Origin of the sequence: Amycolatopsis lexingtonensis (assembly GCF_014873755.1) — a bacterium.
GTDB lineage: Bacteria > Actinomycetota > Actinomycetes > Mycobacteriales > Pseudonocardiaceae > Amycolatopsis > Amycolatopsis lexingtonensis.
Map to the genome: position 1 here is coordinate 1,410,979 of NZ_JADBEG010000001.1, position 14,418 is coordinate 1,425,396.

General features: G+C 72.0%; 14 protein-coding genes. 9 read left to right on the plus strand and 5 right to left on the minus strand.

Translation table 11 applies throughout. The features are described 5' to 3' along the window. Positions 1–94 precede the first annotated feature (94 nt). Genes H4696_RS06895 through H4696_RS06905 form a run of 3 tightly spaced genes read left to right on the plus strand, consistent with a single transcriptional unit; the run spans position 95 to position 5,583 of the window. Positions 95–1,897: an alpha-L-fucosidase gene (locus H4696_RS06895; RefSeq protein ID WP_192782116.1), complete on the plus strand. Its 1,803-nt coding sequence runs from the start codon at positions 95–97 to the stop codon at positions 1,895–1,897. A 9-nt stretch (positions 1,898–1,906) separates the two neighbouring features. Next, positions 1,907–3,763, plus strand: a complete 1,857-nt coding sequence (locus tag H4696_RS06900; protein WP_086865154.1) for a glycoside hydrolase family 84 protein — start codon at positions 1,907–1,909, stop codon at positions 3,761–3,763. After that, complete coding sequence (locus tag H4696_RS06905; protein ID WP_086865153.1) at positions 3,760–5,583, plus strand: beta-galactosidase; 1,824 nt, start codon at positions 3,760–3,762, stop codon at positions 5,581–5,583. The genes H4696_RS06900 and H4696_RS06905 overlap by 4 nt, the downstream gene beginning before the upstream one ends. Here the strand turns inward: H4696_RS06905 and H4696_RS06910 are convergent. The 3 genes from H4696_RS06910 to H4696_RS06920 all read right to left on the minus strand — a co-directional run bounded on the left by H4696_RS06910 (position 5,580) and on the right by H4696_RS06920 (position 8,562). Next, positions 5,580–5,750 (minus strand): hypothetical protein, encoded by a 171-nt coding sequence (locus H4696_RS06910; RefSeq protein WP_158104438.1) that lies wholly within the window; start codon positions 5,748–5,750, stop codon positions 5,580–5,582. The two genes, H4696_RS06905 and H4696_RS06910, sit on opposite strands and share 4 nt — an antisense overlap. 417 nt (positions 5,751–6,167) lie before the next feature. Continuing rightward, positions 6,168–7,364, minus strand: coding sequence for a hypothetical protein (locus tag H4696_RS06915; RefSeq protein ID WP_086865152.1), 1,197 nt, complete (start codon positions 7,362–7,364; stop codon positions 6,168–6,170). A 247-nt stretch (positions 7,365–7,611) separates the two neighbouring features. Beyond that, positions 7,612–8,562 carry a hypothetical protein gene (locus tag H4696_RS06920; protein ID WP_192782117.1) on the minus strand — a complete coding sequence of 317 codons (951 nt, stop codon included), beginning with the start codon at positions 8,560–8,562 and terminating at the stop codon, positions 7,612–7,614. Positions 8,563–8,741: 179 nt separating this feature from the next. Between H4696_RS06920 and H4696_RS06925 the strand changes: the two genes are divergently transcribed. From H4696_RS06925 to H4696_RS06945, 5 genes are all read left to right on the plus strand, one after another. Further along, positions 8,742–8,990 carry a PLD nuclease N-terminal domain-containing protein gene (locus H4696_RS06925; protein WP_086865693.1) on the plus strand — a complete coding sequence of 83 codons (249 nt, stop codon included), beginning with the start codon at positions 8,742–8,744 and terminating at the stop codon, positions 8,988–8,990. Then, positions 8,987–9,892: an ABC transporter ATP-binding protein gene (locus tag H4696_RS06930; protein ID WP_192782118.1), complete on the plus strand. Its 906-nt coding sequence runs from the start codon at positions 8,987–8,989 to the stop codon at positions 9,890–9,892. The genes H4696_RS06925 and H4696_RS06930 overlap by 4 nt, the downstream gene beginning before the upstream one ends. A 70-nt stretch (positions 9,893–9,962) precedes the next feature. Further along, positions 9,963–10,646, plus strand: a complete 684-nt coding sequence (locus tag H4696_RS06935; RefSeq protein ID WP_086858560.1) for a hypothetical protein — start codon at positions 9,963–9,965, stop codon at positions 10,644–10,646. 25 nt (positions 10,647–10,671) lie between these two features. Further along, entirely contained in the window at positions 10,672–11,787 is a 1,116-nt protein-coding gene (locus tag H4696_RS06940) for a sensor histidine kinase (protein ID WP_086858559.1), read from the plus strand. Continuing rightward, positions 11,784–12,428 carry a response regulator gene (locus H4696_RS06945; protein WP_086858558.1) on the plus strand — a complete coding sequence of 215 codons (645 nt, stop codon included), beginning with the start codon at positions 11,784–11,786 and terminating at the stop codon, positions 12,426–12,428. The genes H4696_RS06940 and H4696_RS06945 overlap by 4 nt, the downstream gene beginning before the upstream one ends. 4 nt (positions 12,429–12,432) lie before the next feature. Here the strand turns inward: H4696_RS06945 and H4696_RS06950 are convergent, their stop codons facing one another. After that, positions 12,433–12,999 (minus strand): PadR family transcriptional regulator, encoded by a 567-nt coding sequence (locus H4696_RS06950; protein WP_476693041.1) that lies wholly within the window; start codon positions 12,997–12,999, stop codon positions 12,433–12,435. Beyond that, entirely contained in the window at positions 13,000–13,389 is a 390-nt protein-coding gene (locus tag H4696_RS06955; RefSeq protein WP_086858557.1) for a nuclear transport factor 2 family protein, read from the minus strand. Positions 13,390–13,571: 182 nt separating this feature from the next. On the opposite strand from H4696_RS06955, the gene H4696_RS06960 reads away from it, so the two are divergent. After that, a complete protein-coding gene (locus tag H4696_RS06960) occupies positions 13,572–14,411 on the plus strand; it encodes a peptidase associated/transthyretin-like domain-containing protein (RefSeq protein ID WP_086858556.1) in 840 nt (279 codons plus the stop codon). Positions 14,412–14,418 lie beyond the last annotated feature (7 nt).

Genomic DNA, 14,418 nt, shown 5'->3' on the forward strand with positions numbered 1-14,418 from the left:
TAGACATCCGATGGCTGGCCGCCCTAACCTGACGAACGTCCACCCCGTCCTGCCGCCGCCGGGTCTGTGGCCGCGGTCCGTCACGAGGAGAGTCATGACGTTTCGCGGTCTGGTCCTCGCGGCCGCCGTCGTTTCCGGCACGGTGGTCTCGGTCCCGGCCGCCTCGGCCGACGGGTGCGGCGGCCCCATCCGGCCCGCCAGCATCATGACGGTCCGGGCGTGCGACAGCCCGGAGCGCGTGGTCGCCAAGGCCGCGGCCGTCGTTCCGCGAAAAGGTCAGCTGGCCTGGCAGCAGCGGCCGGTCACCGCGTTCACGCACTTCGGGATGAACACCTTCACCGACCGCGAATGGGGCTCGGGTGCGGAGCGGGAATCCACCTTCGACCCGCCGGCCGTCGACACCGCGCAGTGGATGCGGTCGCTCAAGGCCGCCGGTGTCACGCAGGTGATGCTCACCGCCAAGCACCACGACGGCTTCGTCCTCTACCCGACGCGCTACACCAACCATTCCGTCGTCGCGAGCCCGTGGTGGGTCACGCCCGGCTGCGCGGCCCCGGCCAGGGAGGCGGCGGAGGCGAACCGCGCCCAGGACCCGTCGGCGTACTGGCAAGCGCGGGCCGGCTGCGCCAACCCGCGCGGTGACGTCTTGCGCGACTACGTCGATTCGGCACGCGCGGCCGGGCTCAAGGTCGGCGTCTACCTGTCGCCCGCCGACGGTGCCGAGCTGCCGAAGCAGTTCTTCGCCGACGAGGTGCGGCGGATCGAAGCCAAGGTCGCCGCCGGGCAGCCGCTGAGCATCGAAGAACAGGCCACCTACGAAGACCGGGCGAGCGCGCCGCAGGGCCAGGCGCGCTACGGGACCGGCAGCGCGGTCACCCGCCGGACCATCCCGACGCTCGTCCCGCACGACGACCGCGCGGCCGCGCTCGCCGCCGGGAAGCTGCCGCGGTTCACCGTCGACGAGGACGACTACAACACCTACTACCTCAACCAGATCTACGAGCTGTTCACCCAGTACGGCCCGATCGACGAACTGTGGCTGGACGGCGCGAACCCGTGGCGCGACCACGGCGTCAGCGAAACCTACGACTTCACGACGTGGTTCCGGCTGATCCACGCGCTGTCCCCGGACACCGTCACCTTCGCCGGGCCCGCCGGCGTGCGCTGGGTCGGCAACGAAGCCGGGCAGGCACGCGAAACCGAGTGGAGCCCGCTGCCCACCACCGGCGATCCGGCCACCGCGCACAACGAGGAGCTGTTCCTCGGCGGCGCGACCGCCGAAGACCTCGGCTCGCGGGCGAAGCTGGCCGACCCGTCGGTGCGGTACCTGCAGTGGGCACCCGCGGAATCCGACGTCTCGATCCGGCCCGGCTGGTTCTACCACCCCGGCGAGCAGCCGAAATCGCCGGCACAGCTGGTCGAGATCTACCGCCGCACGGTCGGGCGGAACTCGTCGTTGCTGCTCAACGTCCCGCCCGGCCCGGACGGCCGGATCGCCGCCGCCGACACCGCCGCGCTGGCCGGCTTCGGGCAGGCGATCGCCCGGACGCAGGCCCGCAACCTCGCCGCGGGCGGCCCGCCGTCGGTCACGGATGCTTCGCTGACCACGGCGGAACGACTGGACCGGCCGCTCGACGTCCGGCTGCCCCGGCCGGTCACGTTCGACCAGATCCGGCTCGGCGAGGACATCACCCGCGGCCAGCACGTCGAAGGCGCACAGGTGCAGGCCGAGATCGACGGCATCTGGCAGACCCTCGCCACGGTGACGACCATCGGCTACACGCGGCTGGTCACGCTGCCCGCGCCGGTGACCGCCGCTCACCTCCGCGTCGTCGTCACGCAGTCCCGCGCCACGCCGTACTTGGCCACCTTCGCGTTGTACCGCACCGCCGTCTGAAAGGCCGCCATGACCCGCCACCGAGCCCTGTTCGCCGCCGTCGTCACGGTGGCCGCCACCCTCACCGGAACCGCACTACCCGCTGCCGCGAGTGGCACGCTTCCGGTCGTTTCCCCGACGCCGCAGCAGATCAGCCGGACGTCCGCGGACGTGCCGCTGCCCTCGTCGGTCGCGCTCGTCACCGACGCCGGTACCGACCCGGCGGCAAAGGAGCTGCTGACGTCGGTGTTGCGCGACCACGGCGTCACCGCGGGCGGCCACGGCCTGGCCATCCGGCTCGGCGGCACTGGTCGCGACGTTCCGGAGCAGGCCGAGGGGTACGCGCTGAGCGTGTCGCGCGGGGGCATCACCATCGGCGGCCGCGACGGTGCCGGGCAGTACTACGGCGTGCAGACGCTGCGGCAGCTGTTCGTCCACTCGGGACACGGCTGGGCGCTGAGCGGCGCGACTGTCCGCGACTGGCCGAACATGGCCTTGCGCGGGTCGATCGAGGGCTTCTACGGTCCGCCGTGGACGACGGAGGACCGGCTGCGCCAGATCGCGTTTCTCGGCGAGGTCAAGGCCAACACCTACATCTACAGCGCGAAGGACGACACGTACCTGCGCGCGCGGTGGCGGGACCCGTACCCGGCCGACGAGCTGGCGACGCTCGGGCAGCTCGTGCGGTCGGCGAACGCGCACCACGTCGAGTTCACCTACGCGCTCTCGCCGGGCGTCTCCGTCTGCTTCTCGTCGGCGGCCGACATCGCGGCGGTGGAAGCGAAGTTCCAGTCCGGCTACGACCTCGGCGTCCGGTCGTTCTCGATCCCGTTCGACGACATCTCGTACACGAAGTGGAACTGCGACGCCGACCGGACGGCCTTCGGGGCACCCGGCCAGGCGGCCGCGGGCACGGCGCAGGTTTCGCTGCTCAACACCATCACCGAGAAGTTCGTCAAGACCCACGACGGCGTCCGGCCGCTGCAGACCGTGCCGACCGAGTACAGCGACCTGAAGGACTCGCCGTACAAGACCGAGCTGCGCGAGCACCTCGACCCCTCGGTCGTCGTGCAGTGGACCGGGACCGACGTCGTGCCGCCGAGCGTGACCACGGACGAAGCCGCGCAGGTGTCCACTGTGTACGGACGCAAGGTGTTCCTCTGGGACAACTACCCGGTCAACGACTACGAGCAGTCGGCCGGGCGGCTGCTGCTCGCGCCCTACGCCCAGCGCGAAGCCGGGCTTTCGAAGTACCTCAACGGGATCGTCGCCAACCCGATGAACCAGGAGGCCGCCAGCGAGGTCGCCGAGTTCGGCGCGGCCGGCTTCGCCTGGAACGACGCCGGGTATGCGCCGCAGCGGTCGTGGCCGCAAGCCTTGGCGCGGCTGGCGGGCGGTGACCCGCGGGCCACGGCGGCGCTGACCGTGTTCGCCGACCTCGAGCACCTGGCCCCGACGTTCGGGCCGACGCCGTGGCAGCCGCAGGCACCGGTCCTGGCCGCGAAGGCCGCGGCCTTCTGGAAGGGCTGGGACGCGGGGGACCACCGGGCCCTGGCCGACCTGCGGGCGTACGCGGTCCGCATCCGTGACGCCGCCGGCGTGATCCGGGACGGGCGGGTGCAGCGCGCGTTCGTCACCGACGCACGCCCGTGGCTCGACGCCACCACACTGTGGGGCGGTGCGCTGGTGACCCGGCTCGACGCCTTGGCCGCCGCCACCCGCGGCGACCAGGCGAAGGCCGACCGCCTCACCGCGGCCGGCGACGACCTCGTCACGCGGGCGCAGGCGGTGAAGACCGGCGACACCAACCGGTGGGGCGTCCGGCAGGCCCTCGTCGGCGACGGCGTCCTCGACAGCTTGCTCGTCCAGCTTCGGGGGCGGGCATGAACGTGAGCAGGCGGAGCTTCCTCAGCGGCGCGGCGGCGATCACGGCCGGCGCGGTGCTGGCCGGCCCGGCGGGTGCCGCGGGACGGCGCGGGCTGAGCGTGTCGGGCGAGAAGTTCCTGCTGGACGGCAAGCCGTTCCAGATCGTCTCGGGTGCCGTGCACTACTTCCGCATCCACCCGGACCAGTGGCGGGACCGCCTCGAACGGCTGAAAGCGCTGGGGCTCAACACGATCGAAACGTACGTGCCGTGGAACTTCCACCAGCCGAAGCCGGGCCGCGCCGACTTCGGCGGCTGGCGCGACCTTCCGGCGTTCATCCGGCTCGCGGGCGAGCTCGGGTTCCCGGTGATCGTGCGGCCCAGCCCGTACATCTGCGCGGAATGGGAGTTCGGCGGGCTCCCGGCGTGGCTGCTGGCCGACCGGGACCTGGAGCTGCGCTGCGCGGACCCGGCGTACCTGACGGCCGTCGACGCCTGGTACGACCAGCTGATCCCGCGGCTGGCGCCACTGGAGGCCCAGCACGGCGGCCCGATCGTCGCCGTCCAGATCGAGAACGAATACGGCAGCTACGGCAACGACACGAGCTACCTGGCCCACCTGCGCGACGGCTTGCGAAGCCGGGGGATGACGAGCCTGCTGTTCGCCGCGGACGGCGCGTCGGACTTCTTCCTGCGGTTCGGCTCGCTGCCGGGCACCTTCGAGGCAGGCACCGGTGACGGCGACCCCGCACCGAGCCTGGCCGCGCTCAAGACGTTCCAGCCGGGCCAGCCGGTCCTCATGGCCGAGTACTGGGACGGCTGGTTCGACCACTGGGGCGACCAGCACAACACGCGCGACCCGGCGCAACTGGCGTCCTATGTGGATTCTCTGCTGGCCACCGGGGCGTCGATCAACCTCTACATGGCCTGCGGTGGCACGAACTTCGGGTTCACCGCCGGGGCCAACACCTCCGGCACCACCTACCAGCCGACGGTGACCAGCTACGACTACGACTCCCCGGTCGGCGAGGCGGGCGACCTCGGCGCCAAGTTCACCGCGCTGCGGCCCGTGCTGACGAGGTACACCGGCGTCTCCGCACCGGTGCCCGCCCGGTCGGCCCGGCTCGTGGCGCGGACGCTGGCGCCGTCGGGTTCGGTGCCGCTGCTGGATTCCCTGGACGTGCTGTCGAAGCCGGTCCGGTCCGCACAGCCGGTACCGATGGAACGCCTCGGCCAGGCGACCGGCCTGATCCACTACCGCACCACGGTCCAGGGCCCGCATTCCGGACCGCTGAGCATCCACGGCCTGGCCGACCGCGCCCTCGTTTTCGTGGACGGTTCGCCGCTGGGCGTGCTGGACCGCAACCGGCCGTCGGGGACACTGGACCTGAAGCTGACGAAGCCGTCGACGCGGCTGGACATCCTGGTCGACGCGATGGGGCGGGTGAACTACGGCCCCTATCTCGCCGACCGCAAGGGGATCGACGGCTGGGTGGCGATGAGCACGCAGCAGAAGCTGTTCGGTTGGGAGATCCGCCCGCTCCCGCTCGACGACCTGTCCGGCTTGCGCTTCGGCTCCGGCGGCGCCGCCGGGCCGGCGTTCCACCGCTTCACCACCGACATCGCGGCACCCGAAGACGGCTTCGTCGCCCTGCCCGGCTGGGAAAAGGGCGTGGTCTGGCTCAACGGCTTCAACCTCGGCCGGTACTGGACGATCGGGCCGCAGCGCACGCTGTACGCGCCAAAGCCGTTGTGGCGGAAAGGCACGAACTCGATCGTCGTCCTCGAACTGCACGAGCCCGGGACGACGATCGAGCTCCGGCCGGAGGCGGACCTGGGCTAAACAGCCAAGCCCACCTGCAGGAACGCCAGCAGCGCTCCGGGCCCGACCAGCAGGCAGATGCCGAGCCCGCCGAACAGGGGCTCGTCGGCCCGGTACATCCTCCACAGCAGACCGACGGCCGCCGCGACCGTGGCGGCGAGCAGGGTCAGCACGACAACGGACAACATGGGATTCCTTCGCGCAGCAGTGAACACAGCGCCAGGCAGAGGCGCCGTGGGAACGGGTTCAGCTCGCGAAGGAAGGGGGAGCGCGGGTGGACCGCGAAGCGGGGACCACGACCGCGCGGAGGACCTCGCCGGGCTGTTCGGCGCGCCCCGGCTTGGGGGCGGGCGCGGCACTGGACGAGGCCGGGGCGATCGCCCACGGGACCGGCGTGGTCGCCGGCCCGCGCGGGACAGCGGGGCGGACCGAGATGAGGTCGTGTGCCGGCGCCGTGACCACGGCCGGGCCGTCGGGGACCGGCGACCACGGCTGGACGGCCGGGGCGAGGCCGAGGAACAGCAGGACGGCGAGCAGCGACCCGAGGCGGCGGTACCGCCTCGGGTCGCTGTGCTGTCCGAATCGTCCGATGTGGTCAGGCTACCTCAGCCACCGCCGTAGGTCGCCTGGGTGACCGCGAAGACGTTGCGGTTGCCCGCGCCCTCCTGCAGCGACCACAGCAGGTCGGCGGCCGTGTCGTCCTCCCAGTACGAAATGCTCTCGCCGCTGCCCACCCACGCGAACGTGGACGAGCTCACGCCCGGCTTCCAGTAGTAGAGCTGCTTCTGGCCGGAGGAGTTGAACCACCAGCGTCCGTTGTGGGACGCGACGCCGTTGAGCTTGTACCAGGGCAGCTGCAGCGCCTGGCTCGCCGTGGTCGTGGCGGCGAACACCCCGGTGGAGTCGAACGGGTAGCGGATCGCCCGCGGCGCCCGGTTCGGGTAGTCCGTGCAGCCCGAGGAGCAGGTGTACTCGGTCATGACGATCGACTTGCTGACCCGGTCGAGCGAGATCGACGACCACGCGAGGTTCGTGCCCGACGTCGTCTTCGACGTGATCGAGCCGACCTGCGGCAGGACGTAGGCGTAGTTGTGCGCGTAGTACGTGCTGCCGCTCGCGTGCCCGATCTGGTCGGCGGTGCCGCCGGTGTCGGTCTTGAGGATCTTGCGCATGTCGAACACGCGCATGCCCTTCCCGGTGTCGGCGACGTAGAGGTAGTCGCCGTACCAGGAGACCCCGCCCGCGTGGATCGGGATGTCCTTGAAGTCGGGCGCGTCCGCGGTTCCGGTCGGCTCGACCAGCAGGACCTTGCGGTAGGCGTTCGGGTAGGTGGCGTCCCAGTCGACCAGGGTGATCCGGCTGCGCTGCTGGGCGCCGTCGCAGCCGTCCTTGGTGTACCAGCTGACCAGCACGAGCTGGTGGCCGTCGTAGTTGCCGCTGTTGGCGGTGCCGACGGCGTCACGGCTGGTCGTGATGCCCTGCGGGTAGTTCGAGCAGTCGGAGTTGTCGCCGCTGTCGAAGCGGAAACCGCCGGACAGCCCGGCCACGGAGAACGACGACGGCAGGGCCGTGCGGTCGTGGTTCGCGTTCTCCATCACGGTGTGCACGGCCGCCGTGCCCAGCGTCGACACCAGTGCGCTGTTCACGGCGTCGAACTGGTTGTAGTTCGCGGCCAGGGTGTACTGGCTCGCGGTCAGCGTGGTCGGTCCCGCGGCGGCGAGCGCGGCCGGGGGAGCGGCGAGCAGGCCCGCGAGCACACCGGCGGCGAGCGCGGCCTTGGTCAATCGGTGGCGCAACTTCATGTGACCCCCAAGAGTCCGATCGGTGCCCGGCTCATGGTCGTACCGGGCGGGTGGAGGGGCAACAGCCTTCGCCGGATGGGCGGTATCCGTTCACGCGCGCGTCTCACATTGAGACCCGTGCGGCCCGGGCGGCGTGCTGTGATCACGGACATGGAGTCCGGACCCGAACCCGACGAGCACCGCGTGTGCTTCGAGCGCGCGCTGGTGCCCGCCGGGTGGCAGATCGACGGCCGAATCCCCGTCGTGCCTACCAGCTCGACGGGACGTAAGCCCAGCCGAGGTAGTCCGACCGCTGTGCGTAGGTGCTCGTCTGGTACACCGACGGACCGGTGCTGATCGCGACCCCGCCGCCGAGCGCGAGCATGATGTGCCCGTTGCTGGTGGTGCTGGTGAAGAAGACCGCGGCGCCGGCCGGGGCGACCGAGCCGGTGTGGATCCGGCCGTTGTTCTTCTGCCACTGGTAGTGCGTGGTGGCCGAAGCGAACCGGCCGCTCGTGCCGAAGGCGCGCTCGACGAACAGCTCGCACTGGTTGTTCCAGTCGGTGTGGCCGAGCCGCGCCTTGGCGAACGCGATCGCGCTGTCGGCCCGCGGGTCCGCGGGGAACGCCGAGCCGCCCGGCTTGAGGCCGTCGGTGTCGCAGTGCGGGATGCCGCTGACGAAGCCTTCGGTGCCGGTCTTGACGTACTCGTCCGGCACCCACAGGTTGTCGGCGGTGAAGTCCCAGATCTCGTCGGCCGCGGTGGCCTGGCACACCACGGGCACCGAAGCGCCGGTGAGGTACTTGTTCGCGACGCTGCCCGCCGCGTCGGCCGCGTCACCCTTCTTCGCGCGGCCGTTGAGGTCGGCCTTCGCCGGGAAGGCGTGCGGTGTCGTGCACTGGGGCGCGACCATCGCCGTCGAGCCGGTCTTGACGTAGGCGTCGGGCACCCAGAGGCCGTCGGTGGTCAGGTCCCAGATGCTGCTGCCGCCGTAGGCCGGGCCGGTGTCCTGGCAGGCCAGGGTGACCGACGTGCCCGCCGGGTACATGTTCGCGATGCGCTGCGAACCCACCGCCACGTCGGGGTCCTTGACGGTCCGGCCGTCCACTGTGGTCGTGACCGGGTAGGCCGACGCGGCCTGCGCGGCGGGGGCGGCCAGCCCGGTGAGCGCGGTGGCCAGCCCGATGGTGGCGACCGCGGCCTTCAGTGTGGTTCTCACGTGTCCTCCAGACTTTGTCCGGCCGATGGTCGGCGGCGGGCGTACAAGAGCCGTACAAGCGCCCGGTCCGGAGTAGTACTTTCTGATGACCCCAGGTCCTCCGGACTCCCGATGTGCGCGGGCGGGGAAACGCGCGATCCTCGGTGTATCGCCTTTCCGCCTTCGCCCGAGGAGAACCGATGCACCCCGCCGACCTGATCCAAGGCCACGAGCAAACCTGGTCGTGGCTCCTGCTCGGCCTGACCGGCGCCGTCGTGCTGGCCTTCGTCGTGCTGTTCCTGTCCGCGCTCGTGAGCATCCTCGGCTCACGGCTGACCGGCGGCATGAAGCTCGTCTGGGTGATCTTCGCCTTTTGCGCGCCGTTCCTGGGCAGCCTGCTGTGGTTCGCGGTCGGCCGTCGCGACGCTTACCTGCCGGCCCGCCGATGATCGTCGCGGAAGGACTGACCAAGAACTACCGCGGCGGCACCGGCGTCTGCGGGCTTTCGTTCACCGTGCGGCCCGGCGTCGTCACCGGCTTCCTCGGCCCCAACGGCGCGGGCAAGTCGACGACCATCCGGCTCATGCTCGGCCTCACCCGCGGCGCGGGCCGGACCACGTTCGGCGGCCGGGTCTACGCGGACGTCCCCGGTCCACTGCGGACGGTCGGCGTACTCACCGACGCCGCGGCGGTGCACCCGGCGCGGACCGCCACCGCGCACCTGAGAATGGTCGCCTCGGGCGGAGGCCTGCCCGCGCGGCGGGTGCGGGAGGTCCTGGCGTCCGTCGGGCTCGAGTCCGTCGCGCACCGGCCCGCCGGCCGGTTCAGCCTCGGCATGAAGCAGCGGCTCGGCCTGGCCACCGCGCTGCTCGGCGACCCGGAGTACCTGATCCTCGACGAGCCGGCCAACGGGCTCGATCCGGAGGGCGTGCGCTGGATCCGCGACCTGTTGCGCCGGCTGGCGGCCGAGGGCCGCACGATCCTCGCGTCCTCGCACCTGCTCGCGGAGATGTCCCTGCTCGCCGACGACCTGATCGTGATCGGCGCGGGCCGTCTCGTCTCGGCAGGCCCGCTGGCGGAGTTCGTCCGGGAGCACGCGCGCACCGACGTCGTGGTGCGCGTCGAGCAGCCCGGCGTGCTGCTGGTGGCGCTGGCGCGCGATGGCCTGCGCGTGCGGCAGGAGACTGCGGGGGAGCTGGTCGTCGAGACGGCCGACACCGGACGGGTGGCCTCGGTGGCCGCGCGTGCGGGGATCGCGGTGCGCGAGCTGTTCGTGCGGCAGAGCGGCTTGGAGGACGCCTTCCTCGCCGCCACCGCGGCGGCTGTCCGGCACCAGGGGGTGCCGTCGTGACGCCGGGATCGGGGCTTGGCCCGGTGGTGGGCGTTGCGGCCGCCGCAGCTCGCGATCAGGAGGTGCGCCCGTGAAGCACGCGCTGGCCTACGAATGGTTCCGCGTCCGCTCACTCCGCTCGACCTGGCTCCTGCTGGCGGCCGCCGGCGTGATCCAGTTCGTCTCCGGCCTCTACTGGGGCCTCAAGCGCGACCTCGGCAGCCTGGACGCGCTCACCTCGGCGTTCGGCCTCGCCGACCGCATAGGCGCACTGCTGATCGCCGCCGCCGGGGTCGCCGCGTTCGGGCTCGACCACCAGCACGGCACCTGGGCCACCACGCGGCTCGTGCTGCGCTCGCCCGCCCGGATCGTCGCCGCGCGGGCGGTGGTCACCGGTGGGCTCGGGCTGCTCGGCGGGGTGCTGATGGTGGTGCTGACCGCCGCCGGGGTGCTGGCCGGCGGCGGTGCCCTGCCTGCCGGCGCGGGGGCGGCAGGCCGGGCGGCGGGCGGTGTGCTGCTGCTGACCGTCCTTTCCGGACTCGCCGGGGTGGCGCTCGGCGGCCTGCTGCGGCACACCGGCCTGGCGATCGGGACCTTCGCGGTCTGGGTGTTCGCCGGGGAGACCACGCTGGCCGTGCTCGGGCGAGTGCCGGTGACCCTGCTGCCGTTCAGCGGCACGGCGTTGTCCGCCCTGCCGGGGACGGTGGTGTTCGCGGGGCTGGTGGCCGCGGCGCTCGCGGCGGTGACCTTCACCCTGCCTCGCCGTGACGGCTGAGCGGGTGCACCCTAACCTGGGCACGATGAGGCGGGCGCTGGCGTGGTGGGACGGTCGTGCCGTCCTGCTCGCGCTCGACGTCGCGGTGGCCGCGGCCGTCATCGCGGTGACCCTGACCGGTGGCGACCCGCGTGACCCGCACCCGGCGCTCTACGTCCCTGCGGTGGTCGTCTCGGGGCTCGCGCTGCTGGTGCGGCGCCGGTGGCCGTTCCTGGTGCTGCTGGTCGCCGTGGGGTGTATGCCGGCCGGGGTGACGCTGCTGCCGCTGATGGTGGCGCAGTACTCGGTCGCGGTGCGGTACGGCGTGAGCGTCGTGACCGGGCTGGCGGTCGTCATCGCCGGGATCGCCGGGAACGTCGTGCCGGCGCTGCGGGCGCCGGCGAGCTTCACCCTGTTGGTGATCGTGCTGGGGTTCTTCGTGCTCGGCCCGGCGCTGGCCGGCCTGTGGATGCACCAGCGCGCCGCGCTGCTGGCCGTGCTGCGGGAGCGGGCCGACGAAGCCGAGCGCACCCGGACGCTGCTGGCCGACCAGGCGGTCTTCGCCGAGCGGCGGCGGATCGCCCGGGAGATGCACGACGTCGTCGCGCACCGCGTCACGGCGGTCGCGCTGCAGGCCGGTGCGCTGTCGCTGCGGGCCCCGGACGAAAAGACCGAGCAGGCCGCCGAGACGATCCGGGCCACCAGCGCGACCGCGCTCGACGAGCTGCGCGGCATCCTGCGCGTGCTGCGCGACGACGCGGTGGCGGCGCCGGGCGTGCTCGGATCGTTGGAGGACCTGGTGGAAGAGGTCACCGCGACCGGCGCGCGGGTCGAGCTGGCGCTGCCGGATCCGCTGCCCGCGGTGCCCGACCAGGTCGGCCGCGCCGTCTACCGGGTCGTCCAGGAAGCCCTGACCAACGCGGGCAAGCATGCCCCGCACGCGGCGGTCGAGGTCCGGCTGGATGTCACCGGCGACCGGCTCGCGGTGGAGGTGACCAACCGGCTGACCCCGCACGGCAGCGCCGTCCCGGGGTCCGGCTACGGCCTGGTCGGCATGCGCGAACGGGTGGAACTGGCGGGCGGCGAACTCCGGACGGGCCCGACCGGCGACGGCCGGTTCCGGGTGCTGGCCCGGTTCCCGGTGGGAGGGGAGACGGCGTGACGGTGAAGGTCGTGCTGCTGGAGGACGAGGAACTGGTCCGCAGCGGCATCCGGATGATCCTCGAGTCGGCCGAGGACCTCGAAGTGGTCGCCGAGGACACCGACGGCTCGCGCGCGGTCGAGCTGACCGACCGCTACCGGCCGGACGTCGTGCTCACCGACGTCCAGATGCCGAAGGTCGACGGCCTCGAGGTGGTCAAGCGGCTGGCCGGCCACCCGGCAGCCCCGGCGGTGGTGGTCCTGACGACGTTCGACGTCGACGAGTACGTCTACACGGCGCTGCGCCACGGCGCCGCGGGCTTCCTGCTCAAGGACACCCCGCCCCGCGAGCTGGTGACGGCTGTCCGCGTGGCCGCCCGCGGCGAGGCGATGCTGTCCCCGCGGATCACCAAGCGCCTGCTCACCGACTTCGCCTCGCGTGGCGGCAGCACGCAGGCCCGCGCCCGGCTTTCGGTGCTGACCCCGCGGGAGCACGACGTGTCCGTCCACATCGGACGCGGCCTCAGCAACGCCGAGATCGCGAAGGCGCTCGTGCTGAGCGAGTCGACCGTGAAAGTCCACATCGGACGCATCATGGCGAAGCTGGACGCGGCCAACCGCACGCAGGTGGCGATCCTGGTCCACGACGCCGGCTTGAGCTGACGAGCTATTCCCCGTCCGCGCGGCGCCGCAGGATCTTCAGCGACTGCTCGCACCAGCGCAGGTTCTCCCGCTCGAACGACAGTCCGCGCATCAGCGTCAGGTACGGCCCGACCCGCTCCACCTCGGCCAGGTAGTCGTCCTCGAACCGGCCGTCCAGCAGGCGGGTGCGGAGCCGTTCGTAGCGGGCGATCTTCGCCTCCGCGCGAGCCATCCGCTCCTCGAGCGCGCTGCGCACCGCGGCCTCGTCGCCCGCGTCGACCGCCTGGACCTGCACCAGCAGCTCGTCGCGGATCACCCCCGGACGGGGCGGGCGCGCCGTGAACTCGCGCAGGCACCGGTGGCCCTCCTCGGTCACCGAGAACAGGCGCTTGTCCGGCCGCCGCTCCTGCCGGACGACCCGCGCGGAAACCAGGCCGTCGGCCGCCATCCGGTCGAGCTCCCGGTAGAGCTGCTGCGGGGTCGCCGCCCAGAAGTTCGCCACCGAGGCGTCGAACCCCTTCGCCAGGTCGTAGCCCGACGCCTCGCCTTCGAGCAGCGCCGCCAGCAGCGCGTGGCGCAGTGCGTTACTCACTTAGTTGAGTGCTTCGCGCTGAATCCGGTCGAACTGCGCCGCCATGGCTTCGGCCAGTGCCTGGGCCGCCGACAGCGGGCGGACCATCACCGTGAACTCGTCGATCAGGCCGTCGGCGTCGAGGTGGAGGAAGTCGCAGCCCTCGACCCGCACGTCGCCGATCCGCGCTTCGAAGACGAGGGCGTGGTCGTGGCCCTCGCCGCCGCTCAGCTCGCGCACGTAACGGAAGTCTTCGAAGACGCGCAGGACGCCCCGCAGGATCGCGGCCGTGATCGCCTTGCCGGGGTAGGGCTTGAAGGCCACCGGGCTGCGGAACACGACGTTCTCCGCGAGCGTCGCGGCCATGGCGTCGGGATCGTGGGCCTCGACGGCCTTGCGGAAGCTGTTCATGCGGCACCTCACCTAGTCAATTAGTTGAGTAGAGCGTAGCAGCATGGCCGTCCGTGACCGTTCGGCGACGCACAGCTTCGGCACAGGGCGGTCACAGCCGTCGTCCCCACGCTGTGCCAAGGCCGGCTCAAGCGAAAGTCAACCGGCCGTTACCGAACCCGGACGACTGCGGAAGGACAGGCATGGCAGACGATCACGAGGGACAACGGGTCAGCAGGCGGCGGATGCTCGCCGGCGTGAGCTCGGTCGGCTTGGGAGCGCTCGTCACCGCGTGCGCGGGCAAGAGCGCGGTGACGACGTCGACCGGCGAAACCGTCGCCCTGCAGGCGGTCACCGACGCCGACCTCACCGCGCTCTTCGCCGGCGCGCGGACGTGCACCCTCACCGCGACCACCACCCAGGGGCCGTACTACTTCGACGCCGACAAGATCCGGAGCGACGTCCGCGAGGACAAGCAGGGCGTGAAGCTGCGCCTGGCCCTGCAGGTGCAGGACAGCGAGACGTGCAAGCCGATCCCGCACGCGGTGGTCGAAATCTGGCACTGCGACGCCGGTGGGCTGTACTCCGGCGCGGAGGCGGCGTCCGGTGGTGGTGGCACGCCTCCCACGGGTCCGCCGCCGACCGGCACGCCGTCCACCGGAGGGCCGCCGCCCGGCGGCGACGCCGACCTCGAGCCCACCGACGACAAGCGGTACCTGCGCGGCGCCCAGGTCACCAACCAGCGCGGGACCGTCGAGTTCACCACGATCTGGCCGGGGTGGTACCGCGGGCGGACCGTCCACGTCCACGTGATGGTGCACGTGGGCAACGAAAAGACCCTGACCACCCAGCTGATGTTCGACGAAGCGCTGAACGCGCGGGCGCTGGCCACCGAGCCGTACGCGCAGCGCACCGGCCGCGACACCTTCAACGAGAACGATTCGATCTACCAGCCGAGCATGCTGCTGAAGGTCACCCGGGCACACGACGGGTACGTCGGCTGCATCGTGCTCAACGCCGACCCCGACCACGACGGCACCTGACGGATTC

Bases quoted from the DNA above. Each gene is read 5' to 3' on its own strand.
- H4696_RS06895 (WP_192782116.1), top strand. From the start codon at position 95: ATGACGTTTCGCGGTCTGGTCCTCGCGGCCGCCGTCGTTTCCGGCACG.
- H4696_RS06900 (WP_086865154.1), top strand. From the start codon at position 1,907: ATGACCCGCCACCGAGCCCTGTTCGCCGCCGTCGTCACGGTGGCCGCC.
- H4696_RS06905 (WP_086865153.1), top strand. From the start codon at position 3,760: ATGAACGTGAGCAGGCGGAGCTTCCTCAGCGGCGCGGCGGCGATCACG.
- H4696_RS06910 (WP_158104438.1), bottom strand. From the start codon at position 5,750: ATGTTGTCCGTTGTCGTGCTGACCCTGCTCGCCGCCACGGTCGCGGCG.
- H4696_RS06915 (WP_086865152.1), bottom strand. From the start codon at position 7,364: ATGAAGTTGCGCCACCGATTGACCAAGGCCGCGCTCGCCGCCGGTGTG.
- H4696_RS06925 (WP_086865693.1), top strand. From the start codon at position 8,742: ATGCACCCCGCCGACCTGATCCAAGGCCACGAGCAAACCTGGTCGTGG.
- H4696_RS06930 (WP_192782118.1), top strand. From the start codon at position 8,987: ATGATCGTCGCGGAAGGACTGACCAAGAACTACCGCGGCGGCACCGGC.
- H4696_RS06940 (WP_086858559.1), top strand. From the start codon at position 10,672: ATGAGGCGGGCGCTGGCGTGGTGGGACGGTCGTGCCGTCCTGCTCGCG.
- H4696_RS06955 (WP_086858557.1), bottom strand. From the start codon at position 13,389: ATGAACAGCTTCCGCAAGGCCGTCGAGGCCCACGATCCCGACGCCATG.
- H4696_RS06960 (WP_086858556.1), top strand. From the start codon at position 13,572: ATGGCAGACGATCACGAGGGACAACGGGTCAGCAGGCGGCGGATGCTC.